Source organism: Demequina pilifera (genome assembly GCF_048814985.1).
Classification (GTDB): Bacteria; Actinomycetota; Actinomycetes; order Actinomycetales; family Demequinaceae; genus Demequina.
Genome location: NZ_JBMDTW010000005.1, coordinates 113,474 through 134,802, shown reverse-complemented (window position 1 = coordinate 134,802; position 21,329 = coordinate 113,474). Strand labels below are relative to the sequence as shown.

Below are 21,329 nucleotides of genomic sequence, written 5' to 3'. Positions count from 1 at the left end.
CACGCAGGACCGAGCCGGCCCCAGCATCGGCCGTCGCGTGGCGATTCGCGTCAGCGCAGATTGCCGGCCGCGAGCGAGGCCGCGAGCGCCGGCGAGGTGGGGAGGCGAGGGATGAGCGTCGCCTGCAGCGCGTGATAGATGTCCGCCTTGCCCTCCCACACGGTGCGCGAGACGCGGTTGCTCGGGCCCAGCTCGTGCCACCACGACCCTCCCTCGCGGTCCAGGTGGTGCTCGCCCACGTAGTCCCACCAGCGCTGGTACTGCTCCGCGTAGACCGGCTGGCGCGTCACCTGCCACAGCACGGCGGCGGCACCGATCGCCTCGGCTGCGACCCAGTGCATGCGCTCGCGCACCACGGGCCGGCCGTCCCAGTCGACGGTGTAGACGAACCCGGTCGCCCCGTCGACGCTCCACCCCTCGCGCACCCCTGCGTCGTACAGCGCGCTCGCGTCATCGCGCATCCACTCAGGATGTGCGAGACCGGACTGCTGCAGCGAGGCCGCGAGCTGAAGGGTCAGTCGCGCCCACTCGAACCAGTGGCCGACGGTCGCGCCGTACGGCCTGAACGGGTGCGCCGGGGCGTCCTCGTTGTAGGACAGCACGGGCTCCCAGTGCGCGTCGAAGTGCTCGGGCAGCCTCCACTGGTGCCCGCGCGCATAGCGGTGCACCGCGCGCTCCGTGATGCGCAGCGCGCGCTGCAGCAGCGCCTTGTCCCCGGTGACGTCCGCGGCGGCGAGGTACGCCTCCACCGTGTGCATGTTCGCGTTGATGCCGCGGTAGTCCACTTCACCCGACCAGTCGCGCGCGAACTCCTCGCGGCTCATCCCGGCGTCGTCGTCCCAGAACCGCTCGGTGTGGACGGCGACGGCCTCGTCGAGCAGCTCTCTCGCCTCGGGCCTGCCGGCCGCCGTGGCGGAGGCGGCGGCGAGGATCACGAAGGCGTGCCCGTACGCCTGCTTCGCCGGATTGGTCGGACCGTCTGCGCCCACCGCCGCGAACCATCCGCCGTGCTCGTCGTCGCGCAGGCGACCGCGCAGAGCATCCAGCCCGTGGTCCGCGAGCGCCGCGGCTCCCGGCCTGCCCATCATGGTGGCGAGCGAGTAGCAGTGCGTCATGCGGCACGTGATCCACAGCTCGATGTCGTGGTTCTCGACGCGCTCGCCGGCCTCGTCCAGCCAGCCGAACCCGCCGGTCGGGTCGACGCTCGCCGCGCCGAACTCCAGCAGCCGGTCGGACTCGGCCTCGAGCCAGCGGTGATGGGCCGGAGCCGTGAGCCACGTCATGGCACGAGCCTAGGGCGTGGGCCGCCGCCTGGGTAGGGGCAGCGGCCGCTCAGAGCACCGCGAGGCGGTCGGGATCGATGAGCCGTTGCAGCAGCGGCAGGATGCCGTCGTCCTCGACCGAGGCGAGCACCTCGTCCGCGAGAGCGCGCACGTGCTCGGGCGCCGAACCCATCGCGGCCGAGTGCCCGGCCCACTTGAGCATCTCGGTGTCGTTGTTGCCGTCACCCGCCGCGACCGTGTGGTCGGGGTAGACGCCCAACTGGCGGCGCAGCGCCTCGAGCGCCGAGGCCTTCGAGACTCCCGGCGGCGTGAGATCCAGCCACGCCGAGTACCCCACCGCGTAGGTGACGTCGTTGAGCCCGATCCGGTGGACCAGGTCGTCGAAGTGGCTGACGTCCTGGCCCGGGGCGCGGATCACCACGCGCGTGGCCTCCTCGTGAGCGAGGTCGTCGAAGCTCTCGACCACGCGCTGGCGTCCCTCCAGCTCGCCCATCGGGAACTCGCGGTTGACGCGGAAGCCCACCCCCAGGTCCTCCACCGCGAAGAACGCATCGGGCATCTCCTCGCGGATCAGCTCGAGAGCCGCGCGCGGGTTGAACGTGACGGTCTCGACGATGTCGTAGCCGCCCGGGCTCGCCGGGTTGAGGCGGACGGTCACCGCGCCGTTCGAGCACACCGCCCAGCCGCGGCGAATGCCCAGGGCCTGCGCCACCGGCATGGTGCCGACGATGTTGCGGCCCGTGGCCAGGATCACGTGATTGCGGCACATGCGCACCTGCTCGATGGCGCTCACGACCGCGGGCGAGATGCCGCCTCCCCAGTGCATCAGGGTGCCGTCGATGTCGAGGCCGATCAGCCGCCACATGTCGTTGTCGAGAGGGGGTCTCATGGGGGCCTGGCTCATGCGAAGAGCCTACGACGGCCTGATGACGCGACCGTCAACCCTGCGTCGCAAGCAACGGACCATCTGAGTTCGCGACAGTGCGCCACGCATGCCCACCCGCTGGCGGGCACAGTCGATCCGGTCCGTCGGTCGGAGATCGTGGCCGAGCGGCGAGGGTGCCGGGCCGAGAGCGCGGGCCGCGTCAGGCGACGGGGTCGAGGCGCTCGAGGCCGCCCAGGTAGGGGCGCAGGATCTCGGGCACGTGCACGCTGCCGTCCGCCTGCTGGTGGTTCTCGAGCAGCGCCACGATCCAGCGGGTGGTGCCGATGGTGCCGTTGACGGTCGCCACGGGCGTGGTGCCCTGCTCCCCGCGCTCGCGGATCGCGAGACGGCGCGCCTGGTACGTGGTGCAGTTCGAGGTGGACGTGACCTCCATCCACCGCTCCTGGCTCGGCAGCCACGCCTCGCAGTCGAACTTGCGCGCGGCAGACGAGCCGAGGTCGCCCGCCGCGGTGTCGATCACGCGGTAGGGCAGCTCGAGCGCCTGCAGCATGCGCTCCTCGATCTCGAGGAAGCGCGCGTGCTCGGCCGCCGCATCGGCCGCCGTGACGTAGCTGAACATCTCCACCTTGTGGAACTGGTGCACGCGGATGATCCCGCGGGTGTCACGGCCGGCCGAGCCGGCCTCGCGCCGGTAGCACGCGCTCCATCCCGCGTAGCGCAGCGGCCCGTCCGACAGGTCCAGGATCTCGTCGGTGTGATAGCCCGCGAGCGCCACCTCGGACGTGCCGGTCAGGTAGAGCTCGTCGCGCTCGAGGTAGTAGATCTCCTCCGCGTGGCTGCCGAGGAACCCCGTGCCGGCCATGGTCTCGGGGCGCACCAGGGTGGGCGTGATCATCGGGCTGAAGCCACCCTCCTGCGCCGCGTTCATGGCCGCGTTCAGGATCGCGAGCTCGAGCCGCGCACCGATTCCGGTGAGGAAGTAGAAGCGCGCGCCGGACACCTTGGCGCCGCGCTCCATGTCGATCGCGCGCAGCCGCTCGGCTATGCCTAAGTGATCCTGGACCTCGACGCCCTCGGCCGCGAAGTCGCGCGGCTGGCCCTCGTGGCGCAGCACCGTGAAGTCGTCCTCGCCGCCGCTCGGAACGCCGGACTCGGGAATGTTGCCCAAGGACCGGGCGAGCTCGACCGCGCGAGCCGCGGCCGCATCGGCGCTCGCCTGGAGTTCCTTGACCTCGGTCGACAGCTGCTTGGTGCGGGCCAGCAGCTCCTGCTTGGCCTCGCCGGAGGCCTGCGCCACCTCCTTGCCGAGAGCCTTCTGCTCGGCACGCCTGGCCTCGAAGTCCGCGAGGGCCGCGCGGTGGGCGGCGTCCGCCTCCAGCACCTGGTCGACGACGCCAGGGTCCGCTCCTCGAGAGCGCTGGCTGGCCCTCACGACGTCGGGTTCGGCACGGAGCAGCTTGAGGTCGATCATGCCCGCGAGTCTATCGGCGGAGCGTAGGCTCACCTCATGCTTGGCACCATCCTCGGATCAGTCGCGCTGGTCCTCGCCCTCGTCGCGCTCGTGATGTCCGTCACGCTCACCCGCAGCCTGGGCGCACGCGACCCCATTGCGGTGCCCCGCATGTGGCGCCGCGTGCTGATGCTGCGCTCCACCATCCCGGACTACGCGGGACAGTTCTCCCCGGACTCCCAGAACCGGACCACGATCGCGTTCATCGCGAACCCCACCAAGGAGGGCGTGCAGGAGATGCACGAGCGGGCGCTGCGCGCGTGCTCGATCCGCTATCTCCCGCAGCCCATGTGGTTCCACACCACGGCGGAGGACCCCGGCTACGGGATGGCCAAGGACGCGATCGCCGCAGGCGCTGACGTCGTGGTCGCCGTGGGCGGCGACGGCACCGTGCGAGCCGTCGCCGAGGCCTGCGCCGGGACCGACGCCACGATGGGCATCCTGCCCCTCGGCACGGGCAACCTGTTCGCGCGCAACCTGGACTTCCCCGTGGGAGACACCCCAGCGCTGTTGCGCGCGATCCTCGACGGCGACGATCTGACGGTGGACGTCGGATACGTCGACGTCGAGCGCGCCTTCGCCGGTCACGGCGAGGACGGCCGCTACCTGTTCCTGGTGATGGCGGGCGCGGGCATGGACGCGGAGATGGTCGCGAGCACCAACCCCACGCTCAAGCGCCGCCTGGGCTGGCTCGCGTACTTCTTCGCCGCGCTGCGCCACCTGCACGACAAGCGCATGACTGCCACGGTGTCGATCGACGGGGCCGACGCGGTGCAGAACGAGATGCGCACGGTGCTGGTCGCGAATGCGGGGCGACTTCCCGGCGGCCTGCAGCTGATTCCTGACGCGTCGATCACGGACGGCCAGCTGGACATCGCGACGCTCGATGCTCGCGCCGGGATCGTGGGCTGGACGGATCTGTTCGGCTCCGTCGTGGCCCAGGGCGCCGGCATCAAGCAGTCGGAGCTGCTCAAGGCGTGGCGGGTCTCGCGGATCGATCACGCGCGCGGCACCAAGGTCGAGATCGAGATGGACTCCCCCTACCGCGTCCAGGTCGACGGCGAGTCCCTCGGCCGCGCCAAGAGGGTGACCGCCTTCCTCGCGCCCGGCGCGCTGCACGTCCGCGTGCCGGCGAGGCCGCAGGCGAGGGACTGACCGCCACGGAGCGTCACTCGTGGGCGGTTCGGATCCCTGGTGCCCGCTTCAGTTCTGACCAGCCCGCACGCTCACGCCCGTGAACTCACGCGTGCTGGCCGCGGCGCAGCTCCTCCACCCACGTGCGCGCGGTCGCGAAGTCCGCGTCTGAGGTGCCGGTGGCGATCGGGGTGACCTCTCGGTGCACCGCGGGGTAGGACCCCAGGTAGCGCACGACGGGGCACGTGCGGCGCAGGCCGATGAGCGCCTCCGCCATGCGCTGCTCCGCGATGTGACCCAGGGCGTCGATCGAGAACGAGTACTCGCCCGGCCGTTCGCCGATGGGGCGCGACTCGATCCGCGACAGGTTGACGCCCCTCACCGCGAACTGCTCGAGCATCTCGAGCAGCGCTCCCGAGCGGTCCGTGGGCAGGTGCACGACCAGCGTGGTCTTGTCGGCGCCCGTCGGCGCCGGCGGCTCCTCTGGCCGCCCCACCCGGACAAACCGCGTGGCGGCGTTCGCGTTGTCCGCGATGCCGTCGGCCAGCACCTCGAGCCCCAGTGCGGCCCCTGTCCCGGGCGGCGCGAGCGCGGCGTCGAATCCCACCTGATCGGCGGCGACCGAGGCGTCCGCCAGCAGGCGCGCGGCGGCCGTGTTGGAGGAGGACGGGACGAATGTGGCCTCGGGCAGAGTCGCGTGCGCCCACCGGCGCACCTGGGCCCAGCCGTGCGAATGCGCGCTCACGCGGCGGATCTGCCGCACGCGGACGCCTCGTCGCACCAGCAGCTCGAACGCGACTGGCAGCACCGTCTCGCCCACGATCACCAGTGGCGATCCCTCGGCCAGCGTGTCCAGGGTCGCGGTGACTCCCCCCTCGACGGTGTTCTCGATCGCCACCACCGCGTAGTCGGCGTCGCCACCCCGCACGGCCGCAATGGCCGTCGGCACGTCGATGACGGGGATGTATTCGGCCTGGTCCGGCGGCACCATCCTGCGCAGCGCCGCCTCGGTGAAGGTGCCCTCGGGGCCTAGGAACGCATAGCGCGGCAGGCCGCTCACTGGCGGTGCTCCGATGAAGGCGAGTCCGCATCGGCCGCGGTGGCGTTCCCGGGAGCCGCAGCGTCGGCGGCGTCTGCCTCGCGAGAGCCGCCTCGCCCCGTCGCTCCGCGGGTGCCGCCCAGGGAGCCTCGCACGCGGCGTGCGGTCACGGCCATCATGACGTCACGGTACTGGGTCGCGCGCGCGGGGGCCGACCGTGCGCCCCCGCTCGGCGGCTTGTGGCGGATGTCGCACTCGACCTCGGTCACGGTGAGGCCCGCGCGGAGCACGTCGATGGTCATGCCCACCTCGAGGCCGGAGCCATGCGCCATGGGGATGGCTGCCTCGAGAGCGTCGCGGGTGAGGCAGCGGATGGGGCCGAGCGGCTCGGCCGGCACCCAGCCGGAGGCGCGTTCGATGGCCCGGCGCGCCGCCTTCGATGAGGCACCAGTCGCCTTCCCGGAGGCCTCCGTCAGCGCGATCGCAAGGTCCGCGACGTGCTCGGTCACCGCCGGCACGAGCGGGGCGGCGCCGATCGCGTGGTGGCCCAGCCCGCCCGGCAGCAGCAGGATCGCCCGCGAGGTGCGGCCGGGCTCGTCGCGCATGGCGATGACGGATGCCCCCGTCTCGACGGACGCCGTGCGACCACGGTGATGCGAGTGGCGCACCACGACCGCGCCCGCCTTGCGTGCGAGCTCCTGAGTGTTGTCGCCGGAGGCGTCGTCGACCACCAGCACCAGGTCGACCCCCGGAATCGCCCGCGCCGCGCGGACGGTCGCGGCGATGCGGCGGGCCTGGTTGTGAGCGACGATGAGCGCGGCGGCGCCGTGCAGGTCCTCGGGCTCCTTGATGGCGCGGCGGCGGCGAGCAGCGGAGCTGAGGGGGCGCTTGCGCGCAGGAGCGGGAGCCCGCTCGGCGACCTCGCCGACCGGGCTCGTCTCGACGGGCGCGTCCCCCTTCGCTGCGGACGGGGACGCGCTGTCCTTGCGCTTCGCGGCCACGCGACCAGCCTAGCGTCCTCACCGGGTGGTTTTGTCAGACGTTGACGCAAACGTAAATCTCTCGTGACCCGACGAACGGGCCGCGTTCCCATTGCCGTTCACAGCCGCGAGGTGCAAGAGTGGGCACCATGCATGAGCGCGCCGGAACCCCCGCCCAGCCCCAGGACCTCATCGACCCGTCAGCGCTGCTGTCGGCCTATTACGACCTCGTGCCCGACCCCTCCGAGCCCGAGCAGCAGGTGGTGTTCGGCACGTCGGGTCACCGTGGCAGCGCGTTCGACACCGCCTTCAACGAGGCGCACATCGTCGCGACGACTGCGGCGATCGTGGAGTACCGGCGCGGGCAGGGCACGGATGGGCCCGTGTTCCTCGGCATCGACACCCACGCGCTGTCACTGCCGGCGATGGAGACCGCCATCGAGGTGCTCGTCGCCGCCGAGGTCGAGGTGCGGGTCGACGCCCGCGGCCGGTACACACCCACCCCAGCGGTGAGCCACGCCATCCTCACGGCCAACGGCGCCGTGTCCCCCGGGGGACTGCGCACGTCCGGCCCCGGCCTGGCCGACGGCATCGTGGTCACTCCCTCCCACAACCCGCCGCGCGACGGCGGCTTCAAGTACAACCCGCCTCACGGCGGCCCGGCCGATGCGGACGCGACGGGGTGGATCGCCCGTCGCGCCAACGAGTTTCTGGTGGGCGGCAAGTGGCGGCAGATCCCGCGCGTGCGCTACGCCCTCGCCCGCACCGCTCCTCAGGTCAAGCCGCACGACTTCATGGCGAACTACGTGCGCGACCTGCCGAACGTGATCGACCTGGAGGCCATCCGCTCGGGCGGCGTGCGGATCGGCGCCGACCCCCTCGGCGGCGCGGCGGTCGACTACTGGGGCGCGATCGCGGAGGAGCACCGCCTCGAGCTCACGGTGGTCGATGAGACCGTGGACCCCTCGTGGCCGAACATGCACCTCGACTGGGACGGCAAGATCCGCATGGACTGCTCCTCCCCCCATGCGATGGCAGGCCTGCGGGGGCTCATGGACGACCCCGACGCCCCGTACGACATCGCCACCGGCAACGACGCGGACGCGGACCGCCACGGCATCGTCACGCGCGATGGCGGCCTGATGAACCCCAACCACTTCCTCGCGACCGCCATCTCGTACCTGTACGGCGGGGCGCGGCCCGAGTGGCCCAGCGATGCCCGCATCGGCAAGACGCTCGTCTCCTCGAGCCTCATCGACCGGGTTGGCAGGCAGTTGGGCCGCACCGTCGAGGAGGTACCGGTGGGCTTCAAGTGGTTCGTCCCGGGCCTGTTGAGCGGCGAGGTGGGGTTCGGCGGCGAGGAGTCCGCCGGGGCCTCGTTCCTGCGCCGCGATGGCCGCGTGTGGACCACGGACAAGGACGGCATCATCCTGTGCCTGCTCGCATCCGAGATCACCGGGGCCACGGGCAAGAGCCCGTCGGAGCAGCACCGCGGGCTCACGAGCGAGCTCGGGGAGAGCTGGTACGCGCGCGTCGATGCCCCGGCCACGAAGGCGGAGAAGGACACCCTCAAGGGCCTGTCCCCCGACCAGGTGTCCGCCACCAGCCTCGCGGGGCAGGACATCACCGCCAAGCTCACCGAGGCGCCGGGCAACGGCGCCGCCATCGGCGGCCTCAAGGTCACCACGGCCGATGCGTGGTTCGCCGCGCGTCCGTCCGGCACCGAGGACGTCTACAAGATCTACGCCGAGTCGTTCGTCTCCGAATCGCACCTCGCCGAGGTCCAGGCGGCGGCGCGCGACGTGGTCTCCGAGGCGCTCGAAGGCTAGCGGCGGCGTGACCGGCGCCTACTCGGTCCCCACCACGCCATCCGCCGAGATGGCCTGTTCTGCCTCGTCGTTCACGTCGAGAGCCGTTCCGTCGGACAGCAGCCGGCGCGCGGCTTCGAGAGCGGGTTCGTCACGCCACCGGCCGATGCGCCAGGATCGTTCGCGCGAACCGTCGCCTGGGTGCGGGGCGTCGGCCGCCGGCGATCAGGTGGGCGTGACCTCCGGGATGCTGCGTTGCGCGAGCCAGTGCTCGAACTCCGCCGGAGGCATGGGCCGGCCGAAGTAGAAGCCCTGCGCGAACTCGGCGCCGAGTCCACGCAGGAACTCGAGCTGCGCGAGGGTCTCGACCCCCTCGGCGATCGTGGCGAGGCCGAAGTTGTGGGCGAGAGACACGATGGTCGCGATGAGCTCCCGGTCCCGCTGGCTCGTCTCCACTTGATCCACGAAGGAACGATCGATCTTGATGAAGTCGACGGGGAAGTCCTTGAGGTACCGCAAGGAGCTGTAGCCCGTGCCGAAGTCGTCGATCGCGACCTGCACGCCGAGACTGGTGAACCGATGAAGCTGGTCCACCACCACATCGGGCTGAGAGGCGACCGTCTCCGTGATCTCCAAGGTCAGCGACCGGGGCGTGATTCCGGTCTCCCGCAGCACACGCTCCACATGGTGGCCGAACTCGACGTCGTAGAACTGGTCCACAGAGATGTTGACGGCGACGGGAACCTCGCCCACGTCGTCGGACCGCCAGCGCACCTGCTGGCGGCATGCGTTCTCGAGGACCCACACCCCGATCTCGTGAATGAGGCCTGCGCGCTCGGCGACCGGGATGAACTCGTCGGGCGACACGTCACCGAATTCGGGGTGGCGCCAGCGCAGCAGGGCCTCGGCTCCGTGAATCTCGCCGGTGAGCAGGTCCACCTGAGGCTGATACACCAGCGTGAGCTCGTCGTTCACGAGCGCGTGGCGCAGAGCGAGCTCCATGCGTCGGGCCCGGGTGCTCTCCCGCTCTCCGAGAGCGCGGTGCAGGGCCACATGGTGCTGGCCCGACCTCTTGGCATGAAGCATCGCATCATCCGCTTTGCGCAGCAGCGTGTCGGCGTCCAGGCCGTCTGCGGGATAGGTGGCGATGCCGATGCTCACGCTGGCCATGACGGGAAGGTCGCCGATGACGAAAGGCTCGCGCAGCGCGTGCTCCAATCCGTGCGCGTACGCCAGGCCGGCCTCCTCGCTCGTGTGCGGATGAAGGACGACGAAGTCGTCGCTCGCGTAGCGGAACAGCCGGCCGTTCTGGCCGGCGAACTCCTGGAGGCGCCGTGCCACCGCCGCCAGCAGACGGTCACCCACCGAGCGGCCCCACGTGTCGTTGACGACCTTGAGGCGATCCACGTCGATCACCAGCAGGTCCAGCGGGCTCTTGCTCCGCAGCGCGCCGTCGAGGGCGTCACCGAGCGCGTTGAAGTTGGGCAGTCCGGTGATGGTGTCGAGATAGGCCATCTCGTGGAGCGTCTGCCGCAGGTGCCTTCGCTCCGTGATGTCCTTCGCGATGCAGTGGATCGAGTGCACCTCGCTGCCGACGATGATCGGGATGACGGTGATGTGGAGATCGACGACCTCCTGGCGACTGTTGTGCATCGCGGTCTCGTACTGCACCGTGCGGCCCTCGAGAACCTTCGCGAACTCCGCGAAGGTCTGCTCTTGGCGCTCGGGGAGGATGAACGGCAGGAAGGGCTTGCCCAGCAGCTCTTCCGCCGGCCGTCCCATCAACGATGAGGTCGCCGCGTTGACGTAGAGGAACCTGCCCTCGACGTCGAACGTCACCACGGCGTCGACGTTGTCATCGTAGAGAGCGCGGTAGCGCTCCTCACTGTGCCGGAGTCGCTCCTCCATGCCGCGCTTGTCGGTGATGTTGCGCGCACGGCCGAACACGCCCGTCACGACGCCGTCCTCGATGTACGGGCGAGCGAGCACCTCGACCAGAACCGTCTCCCCCGATCGCGACATCAGCCGCACCTCGAACTCCTCGGCGCGGCGATCGAACACGCGTGAGATCAGCGCATTCGCCTGGTCCCTGTCCTCGGCGTGCACATAGTCCGCACAGTGAGTGCCCACCAGGTTGTCGCGCGTGTCGCCCAACATCGACGCGCCCGCAGGGTTGAGGTCGATGACGATTCCGGACGAGTCGAAGAAGTAGTTCATGTCCGTGCTGTCCTCGACAAGCTCGTGCACCTGTTCACGGGACTGGCGCAGGGCCTCGGCGAGTGAGTCGACCTCGGCAGCGCGCGAGGCGACCAGGCTGATCGGGCCATCATCGTCGAGCGGCGCCACGGTCAGAATCACCGGCTGCGAGCCCTCGAACGGTTCCCGGGTGGTCGCCTCCAGACGAAGCAGGCCGTCCGCCGTCCGCGCGGAGACCTCGAGCCCCTCCTCCTGCTGGTCCCAGGTGAAGTATCGGCGCAGGTCCTGGCCCTGAGCCCGCGCGGACGTCACCGCGAACAGGCGAGCGAAGGCCGGGTTCACCGTCACGATCTCGCACGCACCGTCGGGGTCGGTCTTGACCGCGGCGACGGGAATCGGCAGACCGCGGATCACCTGGTCCACGCTGTGCCACATCATGCTGCCGCTCACCTCGCTCCCCACGCGGTCGCTTCCCACATCGTTGTGGCAAGCACGTTGCTCCATAGTGGCCCAACTTCTGCCGTGAACGCGACTCTCATCCGTCGCGCTTGTCGCGATACATCGCCTGATCCGCTCGTTGCAGCAGGTCGTCGAAACCGAGGCCATGGCCTCCCATCGCCACGCCGGCCGAGACCCGCACCGTGAACGACGCCTCGCCGACGATCACGGGCTCGGCAAGGGAGCCGACCAGTCGATCCGCGATGATGGTCGCCTCCTCCTCATCGACGTCGAGACACAGCATCACGAACTCGTCACCCGAGAGCCTCACCGCGAAGTCGCGGTCGCGCGTGGCGCGCGCAAGGCGGGCGCCCATCTCCTTGAGCACCGCATCGCCCACCCCATGCCCGTGGGTGTCATTCACGTCCTTGAAGTCATCCAGGTCCAGGAAGATCGCCGCGAGCCGCTCGCGATAGCCGCCCACCAGCGGTTCCGCGACCTCGTCGAGATAGCGCCTGTTGGGCAGACCCGTGAGCGGGTCATGACGTGCCAGCCGCGCGTGCTCGCGCGCGTCGAGAGCGGTCTGGATGTCGTGGGCGAGATCGAAGGCGTCCTCGACGGCCGGCCCCCACGGCAGTGCCTCACTGGTCACGGTCTCGTGCCAGCGAGTGAAAGTGCATCGCGGCGACACCGGACTGTCGCGGTTCGCAGGCGTCTGATCCCCCAGCCACTGCACATCCTGTTCGGTGCACATGCGCAGGAAGACCAGGTAGTCGGCCTCTCCGGACACGGGTATCGCAATCATTCCGGCCACGGTCCCCAGGTGCTCCGCGAGGTCTGGGCGATCGCGAGAGAGGGCGTCAGTGATGAGCTGCTCGCCGCCCAGCAGGGACAACGCGCGATCCATGTGCTCGGGTTGGGGCACGGCGCCGTTGGTGCGGACCTTTCCCCTGAGTCTCAGATAGGCCCCGTCGCACTCGACGACCTCCCGGATGTAGGTCGATGCGTCATCCACCACTCGGGACAGACTGGTGGTGCCATAGAAGGGCGCCAAGAACTCGGTGCGGCGGCGGCGCAGGTCGAGCTGGCGCTGCAGACGGAGGATGCTGGTCGTGGTCCCCAGTCGCGACGCAAGCGTGCGCGCCAGCAGCTCGAGCACCCGCCGCACTGGCGGCGGCACCTGATGACGCGAGCGGTGGGAGCCGATGATGATCCCCATCAGCTCTCCGTCGGCGACGAGACTCAGCGACAGCGTGGCCACCTGGCCCATCCGCCTCATGAACTCGAGGTGATGCCCGCCGATCATGCGGACATGGGTGCCCGTGAGATCGCGCGAAGCGGCACCCGAATCCAGCGTCAACAGGCCCTGGCCCCCGTCGTGGGAGTCCACCACGCTGCGCGACAGCTTGCGCGCATAGAGGGCGCGCGCCTGTGCAGGGATGTCGGACGCAGGAAAGTACAGCCCTTCCTGAGACTCCATGTCAGGCTCGCGCACCTCGGCGACGACCTTCCCTCGCCCGTTGTCGAGGAACTGCAGGCACGCCACGCGCTCGAACCCGGTGATCGCCTTGATCTCGGCCAGCGCCGTCGCGAGCATCTGGTCGGGATCGCCGATGTCGGACAGGCGGTGGATGGTCTCCACGACCTCGGCCACCGAACCCGACAGGCCCTCCCCGTCCATGACCGGTTCGAACTCGATCAGAGAGCGCGCCGCCTCACGGTGAATGGTGGCGTGGTACCGGCGCCGCAGCAGCGGCACCGTGACAGCCGTGGACCCGTGATGAGCGTCCGCCACCGCCCGCGCCAGCTCGGGATGGACCTCGGACAGCGAACGGCCCAGCCACTCCGCGAGGTTGTCGCTCGCGACGTTCACCAGGTCGGAGTCCGGCGCCACGCACACCAAGGCGGCGTGCGACTGGATGCGATCGATGAGGTGAAGGGGCTCGGCCGCGCACTCACGCAGCCTCCGCCGCTCGTCCTCGCTGAGATGGGGCCGCGCATCACTGTCCGGGACCGTCAGCGAATTCGCCACCGGTCCGCCACCCGGTCGGGTGCCATCTCTGGTGGCGTCCGCCTGTTCTGTCACACGCCGAGTGTAGGCACGAGTGACCGGCACGTTGGCCGATCGCGCAGGAACGAGGGACCGGAGCAGCCGAGAGCGACTCAGATGGTGTAGTCCGCCTCGGGTCCACTCATGAGGAGCCGATACACACGGTCGGTGACCGTCGCCGGATCCGCATCGTCCCGACCGATCACGATGTCCGCGTCCGCCGGCTCCTCGTACGGGTCGGAGATGCCGGTGAATTCCTTGATCTCGCCGGCGCGGGCCTTCGCGTACATGCCCTTGCGGTCCCGCGCCTCGCACACCTCGAGCGGGGTCGCCACGTGCACCAGCACGAAGCGGCCCACCCGTTCCGCCATCGCGCGCACCTCCTGGCGCATCGACTCATACGGAGCGATGGGAGCGCAGATCGCGATGCCGCCGTGCGCGGAGATCTGGGAGGCCACCCAGCCGATGCGGCGCACGTTGGTCTCACGGTCGACGCGTGAGAAACCCAGCCCGCTCGACAGCATGGACCGCACCTGGTCGCCGTCCAACAGGGTGACGCGCTGACTGGTCTCGGCGCGCAGCCGGCGCGTGAGCTGGCGCGCGACCGTGGACTTGCCCGATCCCGACAGCCCGGTGAACAGCACCACCAGGCCGTCTCCAGGCGCCGGAGCCTCGCCCCGGATCACCTGGACGGTCGAGGCGAACACCACCGAGGCCAGGTGCACCAGGAGCTCGGTGCGCGCCGCACCGTCGAGGTGCGCGGCCGCCGGCTCGGGGAGCAGGCGCACGTCGATCCGATCGTGCCGGAGCCCCCGGACGGTCTGAGACACGTCGTGCGCCTCTCCCGTGTCCACCACGATCACCGTGCCGCTGAGCTTGCCGTGGCGCCGGCCGAGGAGCAGCGTGGCCTGGGCCACGGGCTCGCCCGCCTCTCCGGGCCGCAGCTCAGGGAAGGACGGTTTGGCCGGCTCGCGCAGCGGCTCGGCGGCGCCCGCTATCCAGGTCCCGCCCGGCTCCGTGCGACTGCCGTCCACGCGCACCCGGGCGATGGGCGTGGCCTCGGTATCGAGCAGAGTCAGCGTGGAGCCGGGAGCGGTGTCGCGGATCAGCAGGCTGGGTCGGTGCGGATCGTCGCCCGGGATCTCGTAGCGCAATGCGCGTCCGTAGGCGCCCGCGCGCATCAGCTCCCACTCGTGCAGTTGCAGTGTGCTGAGCGACACGTCCGTCATGGCTGCCCGCCCTCGTCAGGTTCCGCGCACCACGCCCGCACCGACGGTGCGGTGCGTGGCTTCGTCGATGAGGATGAAGGAGCCGGTGGTGCGGTTGTCGTCGTAGTCGTCCAGCAGCAGCGGGGTGGTGACGCGCAGCTTCACACGGCCGATGCTGTTGAGGCCCAGTTCGTGGGTGTCGGTATCGCGGTGGAGGGTGTTGATGTTCAGCTGATAGGCGATGTCCTTCACGAGCGCGCGGGCCATGCGGGTGGTGTGAAGGATCCCGAGTTTGCGGCCCACGGTCATCGCGTCGGCGTCCATCCAGCACACCATCGCCTCGACGTCCTGGGTCGGGGCCGGGTGGTTGCCGACCCGGCAGATGATGTCGCCGCGGGAGACGTCGATCTCGTCGGCGAGCCTGAGCGTCACGGACATCGGGGGGTGGGCCTCGTCGAGGGGACCGTTGGGGCCATCGATCGCGGCGACCGTGGTGGTCAGGCCCGAGGGAAGCGCGAGCACCTCGTCGCCGACCTTGATGATCCCGGAGGCGACCTGGCCCGCGAAGCCCCGATAGTCCTGGACCGCGGACTGCTGGGGGCGGATCACGTACTGGACCGGGAACCGCACGTCCTGGAGGTTGCGGTCCGAGGCGATGTGCACGTGCTCCAGGTGGTGCAGCAAACTGGTGCCCCCGTACCAGTCCATATGCGCGGACCGGGTCACCACGTTGTCGCCCAGCAGCGCGCTGAGCGGGATCGCGGTCAGGTCCGGGATGTCGAGCTTGGAGGAGAAATCGGCGAAGTCCCGGTAGATCTCCTCGAACCGGTCCTCGGACCAGTCGACCAGGTCCATCTTGTTGATCGCCAAGACCACGTGCGGCACGCGCAGCAGGGAGGCGATGGTCGCGTGGCGTCGGGACTGCTCCGTGAGGCCCTTGCGGGCGTCGACCAGGATGATCGCCAGGTCCGCGGTCGAGGCACCGGTGACCATATTGCGGGTGTACTGCTCATGCCCGGGGGTGTCGGCGATGATGAACTTGCGCCGGGGAGTCGCGAAGTACCGGTAGGCGACATCGATGGTGATGCCCTGCTCACGCTCAGCCCTCAGCCCATCGGTCAGCAGCGACAGGTCGGTGTAGTCGTTGCCACGCGACTTCGAAGCGAGCTCCACCGATTCCAGCTGGTCCTCGAAGATCGACTTCGAGTCGTACAGCAGTCGACCGATCAGGGTCGACTTGCCGTCATCCACGGAGCCGGCGGTCGCGAAGCGGAGCAGGTCCATCAGAAGTACCCCTCCTTCTTCCGGTCCTCCATCGCCGCCTCCGACACCCGGTCATCCCCGCGGGTCGCACCGCGCTCCGTGAGCCTGGTCGCTGCGATCTCCTCGATGATCAGATCAATGCTGTCCGCCCCGGACTCCACGGCCGCCGTCAACGTCGCGTCACCCACGGTGCGGTAGCGGACCTTCTTGGTCACCACATCGGCGCCTTCAGGTGGCACCGCGAACTCGTTGGCGGCCATCCACATCCCGTCACGCAGGAACACCTCGCGGTCGTGCGCGTAATAGATGCTGGGGACCTCGACGTCACGGGAACGGATGTAGTCCCAGATGTCCAGCTCGGTCCAATTCGACAGCGGGAACACCCTGATCGACTCGCCGGGGTGCACCCTGCCGTTGTACAGGCTCCACAGCTCGGGCCGTTGATTGCGCGGGTCCCACTGGCCGAAGTCGTCACGGAACGAGAACACCCGCTCCTTCGCGCGCGCCTTCTCCTCATCACGGCGGGCGCCACCCATGCACGCGTCGAACCTATTGCTCTCGATGGTGTCCAGCAGCACCGGCGTCTGAATGCGATTGCGCGACCCGTTCGGTTCCTCACGCACCGTGCCCGCATCGATCGCGGCCTGCACCGACCCCACCACCAGGTTGAGCCCATACCGCTGGACGATCCGGTCCCGGAACTCGATCACCTCAGGAAAGTTCTGGCCGGTGTCGATGTGCACCACCGGCATCGGCAGCCGCGCTGGCGCGAACGCCTTGATCGCCACATGCAGCAGACACAGCGAATCCTTGCCCCCGGAGAACAACAACGCGGGTCGCTCCATCTGCGCGACCACCTCGCGCACAATGTGGATCGCCTCCGCCTCCAACGCGTCGAGTTGACTCAGCACCATCGCGGGCTTGGTCATCACCCTCCCTCCCCGGTGCCGCCCTGCGACACGAGTTCACCGGCGATGATCTCGAGGATGCGCGGCGCCAGCTCACGGCGGCACACCACCAGGTCGGGCAGGTAGGGGTCGACGCCGTTGTAGATCAACGGCGAGCCGTCAATGCGGGACGCATGCAGGCCCGCCGCGCGCGCCACCGCCACCGGCGCCGCCGAATCCCACTGGAACTGACCACCGGCGTGTACGTAGGCGTCGATCTGACCGCGCACCACCGCCGCGATCTTCACCCCAGCCGAGCCCATCGGCACCAGCTCCGCGCCGAGACCCTCGCGCACCGCCTCCGTGACCTCGGGGGGCCGCGACCGACTCACTGCGAGCCGTACCGGCCCGTCCCCACGTGCGCCGACGGGCGCCACGGTGTCCGAATCAAGCACCAGATCCTCACCAGGGATCGCCACCGCGCCTGCGACCAGCTCGCCCCCGGCCCACAAGGCCACATGGACCGCCCAGTCGTCGCGGCCCTCCGCATACTCCCGCGTGCCGTCCAAAGGATCGATGATCCACACCCGGTCAGCGCTCAAGCGGGCAGCCGAATCCGCCGCCTCCTCGCTCAGTACAGCGTCGGCCGGAAACCGCGTCGCCAACAATTCTGCGATTCGCGACTGCGCCGCCGCATCGCCGCGATCGCCTCGCTCGCGTGCGGCCACGCGGTCGTCGAAGGTCCTGCGAGCGTCAAGGAGGGCCAGACCGGCTTCGCGCGCCATCGAGGCGGCGTTCGCAGCATCGGTCTGTTCCACGTCCGCGCGCCCCCCGTGCGTCAGCCGCCCCCCGGCGTCAGGCCCAGACGAGCCCCTGTGCGGGGTCGTTCATCACTCGGCCTACGTCCGAAAGTACCCGCGCACCCAGCCCGCCGTCCACCAATCGGTGATCGAAGCTGAGCGCGAGCTGCGTCACCCATCGCGCCTGGATCTCGCCCTCGTGGACCCACGGCTGCTGACGAATCGACCCGAAGGCGAGGATCGCGGCCTCGCCCGGGTTCAGGATCGGGGTGCCCGTGTCGATGCCGAGCGCGCCCACGTTGGTGATCGTGATGGTGCCGTCGGACATCGCCGCCGGGGACAGCTTGCCCGCACGGGCCTCCGCCGTGAGGTGCTGCAGCTCGAGCGCGAGCTCGTGCAGCGGCAGGCGGTGCGCATCCTTGATGTTCGGCACCACCAGACCGCGCGGGGTCGACGCCGCGATGCCGAGATTCACGTAGTGCTTGTAGACGATCTCCTGGGCGGCCTCGTCCCACGAGGCGTTGACCTCGGGGTGTCGGCGCACCGCGAGCAGCAGCGCCTTCGCGACGATCAACAGGGGCGTGACCCGCACGTCCGCGAAGTCCTTGTCCTGCTTGAGCCTGCTCACGAGGTTCATGGTCTCGGTGACGTCGACGGTGTGGAACTCGGTCACGTGTGGCGCCGAGAACGCGGACTGCACCATTGCCTCGGCGGTGCGCTTGCGCACGGACTTGACGGGCACACGGGTGGCGCGGCCGTCGGACTGGGTGGTGCCGGTCTCGAGCCACTGCTGGTCGTCGCCCGCGTACGTGGCCAGGGTCTGCGCCGAGGTGGCCTTGACCTGCTGCTCGACGTCCTCGCGCGTGACCATGCCGCCCGGTCCCGACGGCGTGATGGTCGTGAGGTCCACTCCCAGGTCGCGGGCGAGCTTGCGCACCGGCGGCTTCGCGAGCACCGGGTACTCGCCCAGGTCCTGGGCGCCGCCCACGGGCTGCACCGACTCGTCGCGGCGCGGGCGTCGCTGCGCCGAGCCGGCCTTGACGCCGTACCCGACCAGCACCGCGCCCGAGCCCTCGTCGGAGGTGTTCCCAGCCCCCGCATCGGCCGGCTGTCCGCTCGAGCCGTCGCCCGCATCGGCCTCACGCGAGGAGTCGGCAGGCTCAGTAGTCCCAGTGGGCACGGCAGGGCCGGACGAACTGAGCGAGCTCTCCCCGGACTCCGCCTGAACCGCCTCGTCCGTCTCAGTTGATCCGGCCGGTGTGTCCGCGGGAGCGGGCGCCTCGCCGTCGGGGTCCACATCTACCTCGAGAATCGGCACGCCGACCTCGACGGTCTCGCCCTCCTGGACCAGCAGCCGCGACACCACGCCGTCGTACGGGCAGGGCAGCTCTACCAGGGACTTGGCGGTCTCGATCTCGACGATGGGCTGGTTGACCTCGACGGTGTCGCCGGGCGCCACGAGCCACGTGACGATGTCGGCCTCGGTGAGGCCTTCGCCCGCGTCCGGCATCGTGAACTGCTGGAATGTCGGCATGCTGGGCTCCTCAGTGCGCCATCACTCGATCCACGGCGTCAAGCACGCGGTCGAGGTTCGGCAGGTAGTCGTGCTCGAACTTGGCTCCAGGGTAGGGCGTGTGGAAGCCGCCCACGCGGAGCACTGGCGCATGAAGGTGGAAGAACGCCTGCTCCGTGACGCGCGCGGACAGCTCCGCACCCGAGCCGAACGACGTCGGCGCCTCGTGGACCACGATCACGCGGCCCGTGCGCTTGGCGGAGGCCACCACGGTGTCGGAATCCAGCGGGGAGATCGAGCGCAGGTCGATCACCTCGACCTCCGTCCCTTCGGCCGATGCGAGCTCCGCCGCCTGCAGCGCCAGCCGCACCGTGGGCCCGTAGGCCACGAGCGTCACGTCCGCGCCTTCGCGGGCGACGCGCGCCTTCGCCATCTCCGCGGTCGCGAGCGCCTCGCCGTCGGGCTGGTCGAGCTGCGCCTTGACCCGCGAGACGTCGACCTCTCCCTTGTCCCAGTAGCGGGCCTTGGGCTCGAAGAACATCACCGGGTCCGGGCACGCGATCGCCTGCTGAATGAGGTCGTATGCGTCCTGCGGAGTCGCCGGCGAGACCAGTCGCAGGCCGGCGGTGTGGGCGAATAGCGCCTCGGGGCTCTCGGAGTGGTGCTCGACCGCGCCGATGCCGCCCGCGAAGGGCACGCGGATCACGATGGGCAGCGTGATGGCGCCCCGCGACCGGTAGTGCATCTTGGCCAGCTGGGTCGTGATCTGGTCGTAGGCGGGGAAGATGAAGCCGTCGAACTGGATCTCGATGACGCTGCGGTAGTCGCGCATCGCCATGCCGATCGCGGTGCCGACGATTCCCGACTCGGCCAGCGGCGTGTCCATCACGCGGGAGTCGCCGAAGTCCTTGTGCAGGCCATCGGTGACGCGGAACACGCCGCCCAGGGCGCCGATGTCCTCGCCCATGAGCAGCACCTTGGGGTCGCGCTCCATCGCGGCGCGCATCCCCGCGTTGATGGCTCCGGCCATCGTCATGCGTTCGGTGGTGGGTGACTCGCTCACTTGCCCTCCTCCCCGCCGGGCGTCACGGCCCCGTCGGCGAACGACGCCTCGTAGCGCTCGAACCACTCGCGCTCGGCCTCGACCGTCGCGTGCGGGAGGGCGTAGACGTCGTCGAACATGGTGAGCAGCGGCTCGCGCTCCCAGGACCGCACCGCGGTGCGGGCGCGCTCGCACAGCGCCTTGGCCTCCGCGGAGACCTCGGCCCTGAACTCGTCGGACAGTTCGCCGCGGTGCGTCAGATACGTCTCGAGGCGAGCGATCGGGTCGCGCTCGGCCCAATACGTCTCCTGCGCCTTCGAGCGGTAGCGCGACGGGTCGTCGGACGTGGTGTGCGCGCCCATCCGGTACGTGAAGGCCTCGATGAACACCGGGCCGCCGCCGGAGCGGGCGTGACGCACGGCCCACTGCGTGACGGCGTGGCAGGCGATGACGTCGTTGCCGTCGACCCGCACGGTGGGGATGCCGAACCCCTTGCCGCGGTCTGCGATCGGCACGCGCGTCTGCCGGGTGGCCGGCTCGGAGATCGCGAACTGGTTGTTCTGCACGAAGAACACCACGGGCGCGTTGTAGACCGAGGCGAAGGTGAGCGCCTCGCTCACGTCGCCCTGCGAGGTGGCGCCGTCGCCGAAGTAGCAGACCGCCGCTCCGTCGCGTTCCGGGTTGCCGCTCGCCACCAGCCCGTCGCGGTCCAGGGCCATGGCGTAGCCCGTGGCGTGCAGTGCGTGCGAGCCGATCACCAGCGTGTAGAGGTGGAAGCCGTGGTCGGCGGGGGTCCAGGCGCCGTGCTGCAGGCCGCGGAAGATCTTGAGCAGGTCCACGAGGTCGACGTCGCGGGTGAGCGCGACGCCGTGCTCGCGGTAGCTGGGGAACACGAAGTCGGGCTCGCGCAGCGCGTGGCCGGACCCGATCTGCGCGGCCTCCTGGCCGAGCGACTGGACCCACAGCCCCAGCTCGCCCTGACGCTGCAGGCTCGTGGCCTCGAGGTCGAACGCGCGCAGCACCGTCATGTCGCGCCAGAAGGCCCGAAGATCATCGGCGGTGAGGTGCGCGGCATATGGAGAGAAGGTCTCGTTCTCGACGGCCTCGCCAGCAGCGTCGAGCAGCTGGACGAGACCATCAGAGGACAGCGGTCCGACTTCGTCCACTGATGCTCCCGGTGCTCGTGCGTCGCGGGGCGCGTGCGCACCCCGCCTGGCTAACTTACGCAAGCGTAGGCTACGGTTGCGTAGGTTTCAACCGGGACGCGGCCGATGCGCGGGCTGGGACGTCTT

16 protein-coding genes are annotated in these 21,329 nt (G+C 70.0%); 2 read left to right on the top strand and 14 right to left on the bottom strand.

All coding sequences use genetic code 11. The features are described from left to right. Positions 1-50 precede the first annotated feature (50 nt). From ACNI14_RS10465 to serS, 3 genes are all read right to left on the bottom strand, one after another. Positions 51-1,283 carry an AGE family epimerase/isomerase gene (locus ACNI14_RS10465; RefSeq protein WP_420519972.1) on the bottom strand — a complete coding sequence of 411 codons (1,233 nt, stop codon included), beginning with the start codon at positions 1,281-1,283 and terminating at the stop codon, positions 51-53. A gap of 49 nt (positions 1,284-1,332) precedes the next feature. Beyond that, complete coding sequence (locus ACNI14_RS10460) at positions 1,333-2,187, bottom strand: HAD family hydrolase (RefSeq protein ID WP_420519971.1); 855 nt, start codon at positions 2,185-2,187, stop codon at positions 1,333-1,335. Positions 2,188-2,368: 181 nt separating this feature from the next. After that, positions 2,369-3,640 (bottom strand): serine--tRNA ligase, encoded by a 1,272-nt coding sequence (gene serS, locus ACNI14_RS10455; RefSeq protein WP_420519970.1) that lies wholly within the window; start codon positions 3,638-3,640, stop codon positions 2,369-2,371. 36 nt (positions 3,641-3,676) lie between these two features. Between serS and ACNI14_RS10450 the strand changes: the two genes are divergently transcribed. Further along, positions 3,677-4,834, top strand: a complete 1,158-nt coding sequence (locus tag ACNI14_RS10450) for a diacylglycerol/lipid kinase family protein (RefSeq protein WP_420519969.1) — start codon at positions 3,677-3,679, stop codon at positions 4,832-4,834. An 85-nt stretch (positions 4,835-4,919) separates the two neighbouring features. Here ACNI14_RS10450 and pheA read toward each other — a convergent pair whose 3' ends face one another. After that, entirely contained in the window at positions 4,920-5,873 is a 954-nt protein-coding gene (gene pheA, locus ACNI14_RS10445) for a prephenate dehydratase (RefSeq protein ID WP_420519968.1), read from the bottom strand. After that, complete coding sequence (locus tag ACNI14_RS10440; protein WP_420519967.1) at positions 5,870-6,853, bottom strand: glycosyltransferase; 984 nt, start codon at positions 6,851-6,853, stop codon at positions 5,870-5,872. Before ACNI14_RS10440 ends, pheA begins: the two co-directional genes overlap by 4 nt. A 128-nt stretch (positions 6,854-6,981) precedes the next feature. On the opposite strand from ACNI14_RS10440, the gene pgm reads away from it, so the two are divergent. Continuing rightward, on the top strand, positions 6,982-8,661 hold the full coding sequence (pgm, locus tag ACNI14_RS10435; protein ID WP_420519966.1) for a phosphoglucomutase (alpha-D-glucose-1,6-bisphosphate-dependent): 1,680 nt from the start codon (positions 6,982-6,984) through the stop codon (positions 8,659-8,661). 204 nt (positions 8,662-8,865) lie between these two features. Here the strand turns inward: pgm and ACNI14_RS10430 are convergent, their stop codons facing one another. The 9 genes from ACNI14_RS10430 to ACNI14_RS10390 form a co-directional block, all read right to left on the bottom strand. After that, on the bottom strand, positions 8,866-11,274 hold the full coding sequence (locus ACNI14_RS10430; protein WP_420519965.1) for a sensor domain-containing protein: 2,409 nt from the start codon (positions 11,272-11,274) through the stop codon (positions 8,866-8,868). A gap of 97 nt (positions 11,275-11,371) precedes the next feature. After that, positions 11,372-13,360: a diguanylate cyclase domain-containing protein gene (locus ACNI14_RS10425; RefSeq protein WP_420519964.1), complete on the bottom strand. Its 1,989-nt coding sequence runs from the start codon at positions 13,358-13,360 to the stop codon at positions 11,372-11,374. Positions 13,361-13,437: 77 nt separating this feature from the next. Then, a complete protein-coding gene (gene cysC / locus ACNI14_RS10420; RefSeq protein WP_420519963.1) occupies positions 13,438-14,553 on the bottom strand; it encodes an adenylyl-sulfate kinase in 1,116 nt (371 codons plus the stop codon). Positions 14,554-14,568: 15 nt separating this feature from the next. Continuing rightward, a complete protein-coding gene (locus tag ACNI14_RS10415; RefSeq protein ID WP_420519962.1) occupies positions 14,569-15,816 on the bottom strand; it encodes a sulfate adenylyltransferase subunit 1 in 1,248 nt (415 codons plus the stop codon). Next, entirely contained in the window at positions 15,816-16,724 is a 909-nt protein-coding gene (cysD, locus tag ACNI14_RS10410) for a sulfate adenylyltransferase subunit CysD (RefSeq protein ID WP_420519961.1), read from the bottom strand. The genes ACNI14_RS10415 and cysD overlap by 1 nt, the downstream gene beginning before the upstream one ends. Next, positions 16,724-17,500, bottom strand: a complete 777-nt coding sequence (locus tag ACNI14_RS10405; protein WP_420519960.1) for a 3'(2'),5'-bisphosphate nucleotidase CysQ — start codon at positions 17,498-17,500, stop codon at positions 16,724-16,726. The genes cysD and ACNI14_RS10405 overlap by 1 nt, the downstream gene beginning before the upstream one ends. Before the next feature lie 37 nt (positions 17,501-17,537). Beyond that, positions 17,538-19,016 (bottom strand): dihydrolipoamide acetyltransferase family protein, encoded by a 1,479-nt coding sequence (locus ACNI14_RS10400; protein ID WP_420519959.1) that lies wholly within the window; start codon positions 19,014-19,016, stop codon positions 17,538-17,540. Between the two features lie 10 nt (positions 19,017-19,026). Then, positions 19,027-20,031: an alpha-ketoacid dehydrogenase subunit beta gene (locus ACNI14_RS10395; RefSeq protein WP_420520118.1), complete on the bottom strand. Its 1,005-nt coding sequence runs from the start codon at positions 20,029-20,031 to the stop codon at positions 19,027-19,029. A gap of 23 nt (positions 20,032-20,054) precedes the next feature. Beyond that, a complete protein-coding gene (locus ACNI14_RS10390; RefSeq protein WP_420519958.1) occupies positions 20,055-21,203 on the bottom strand; it encodes a thiamine pyrophosphate-dependent dehydrogenase E1 component subunit alpha in 1,149 nt (382 codons plus the stop codon). Positions 21,204-21,329 lie beyond the last annotated feature (126 nt).

Excerpts from the sequence above, each read along its gene's own strand:
- ACNI14_RS10465 (WP_420519972.1), bottom strand. The coding sequence starts at position 1,283 with ATGACGTGGCTCACGGCTCCGGCCCATCACCGCTGGCTCGAGGCCGAG.
- ACNI14_RS10460 (WP_420519971.1), bottom strand. The coding sequence starts at position 2,187 with ATGAGCCAGGCCCCCATGAGACCCCCTCTCGACAACGACATGTGGCGG.
- serS (WP_420519970.1), bottom strand. The coding sequence starts at position 3,640 with ATGATCGACCTCAAGCTGCTCCGTGCCGAACCCGACGTCGTGAGGGCC.
- ACNI14_RS10450 (WP_420519969.1), top strand. The coding sequence starts at position 3,677 with ATGCTTGGCACCATCCTCGGATCAGTCGCGCTGGTCCTCGCCCTCGTC.
- pgm (WP_420519966.1), top strand. The coding sequence starts at position 6,982 with ATGCATGAGCGCGCCGGAACCCCCGCCCAGCCCCAGGACCTCATCGAC.
- ACNI14_RS10430 (WP_420519965.1), bottom strand. The coding sequence starts at position 11,274 with ATGATGTGGCACAGCGTGGACCAGGTGATCCGCGGTCTGCCGATTCCC.
- cysC (WP_420519963.1), bottom strand. The coding sequence starts at position 14,553 with ATGACGGACGTGTCGCTCAGCACACTGCAACTGCACGAGTGGGAGCTG.
- ACNI14_RS10415 (WP_420519962.1), bottom strand. The coding sequence starts at position 15,816 with ATGGACCTGCTCCGCTTCGCGACCGCCGGCTCCGTGGATGACGGCAAG.
- cysD (WP_420519961.1), bottom strand. The coding sequence starts at position 16,724 with ATGACCAAGCCCGCGATGGTGCTGAGTCAACTCGACGCGTTGGAGGCG.
- ACNI14_RS10400 (WP_420519959.1), bottom strand. The coding sequence starts at position 19,016 with ATGCCGACATTCCAGCAGTTCACGATGCCGGACGCGGGCGAAGGCCTC.
- ACNI14_RS10395 (WP_420520118.1), bottom strand. The coding sequence starts at position 20,031 with ATGACGATGGCCGGAGCCATCAACGCGGGGATGCGCGCCGCGATGGAG.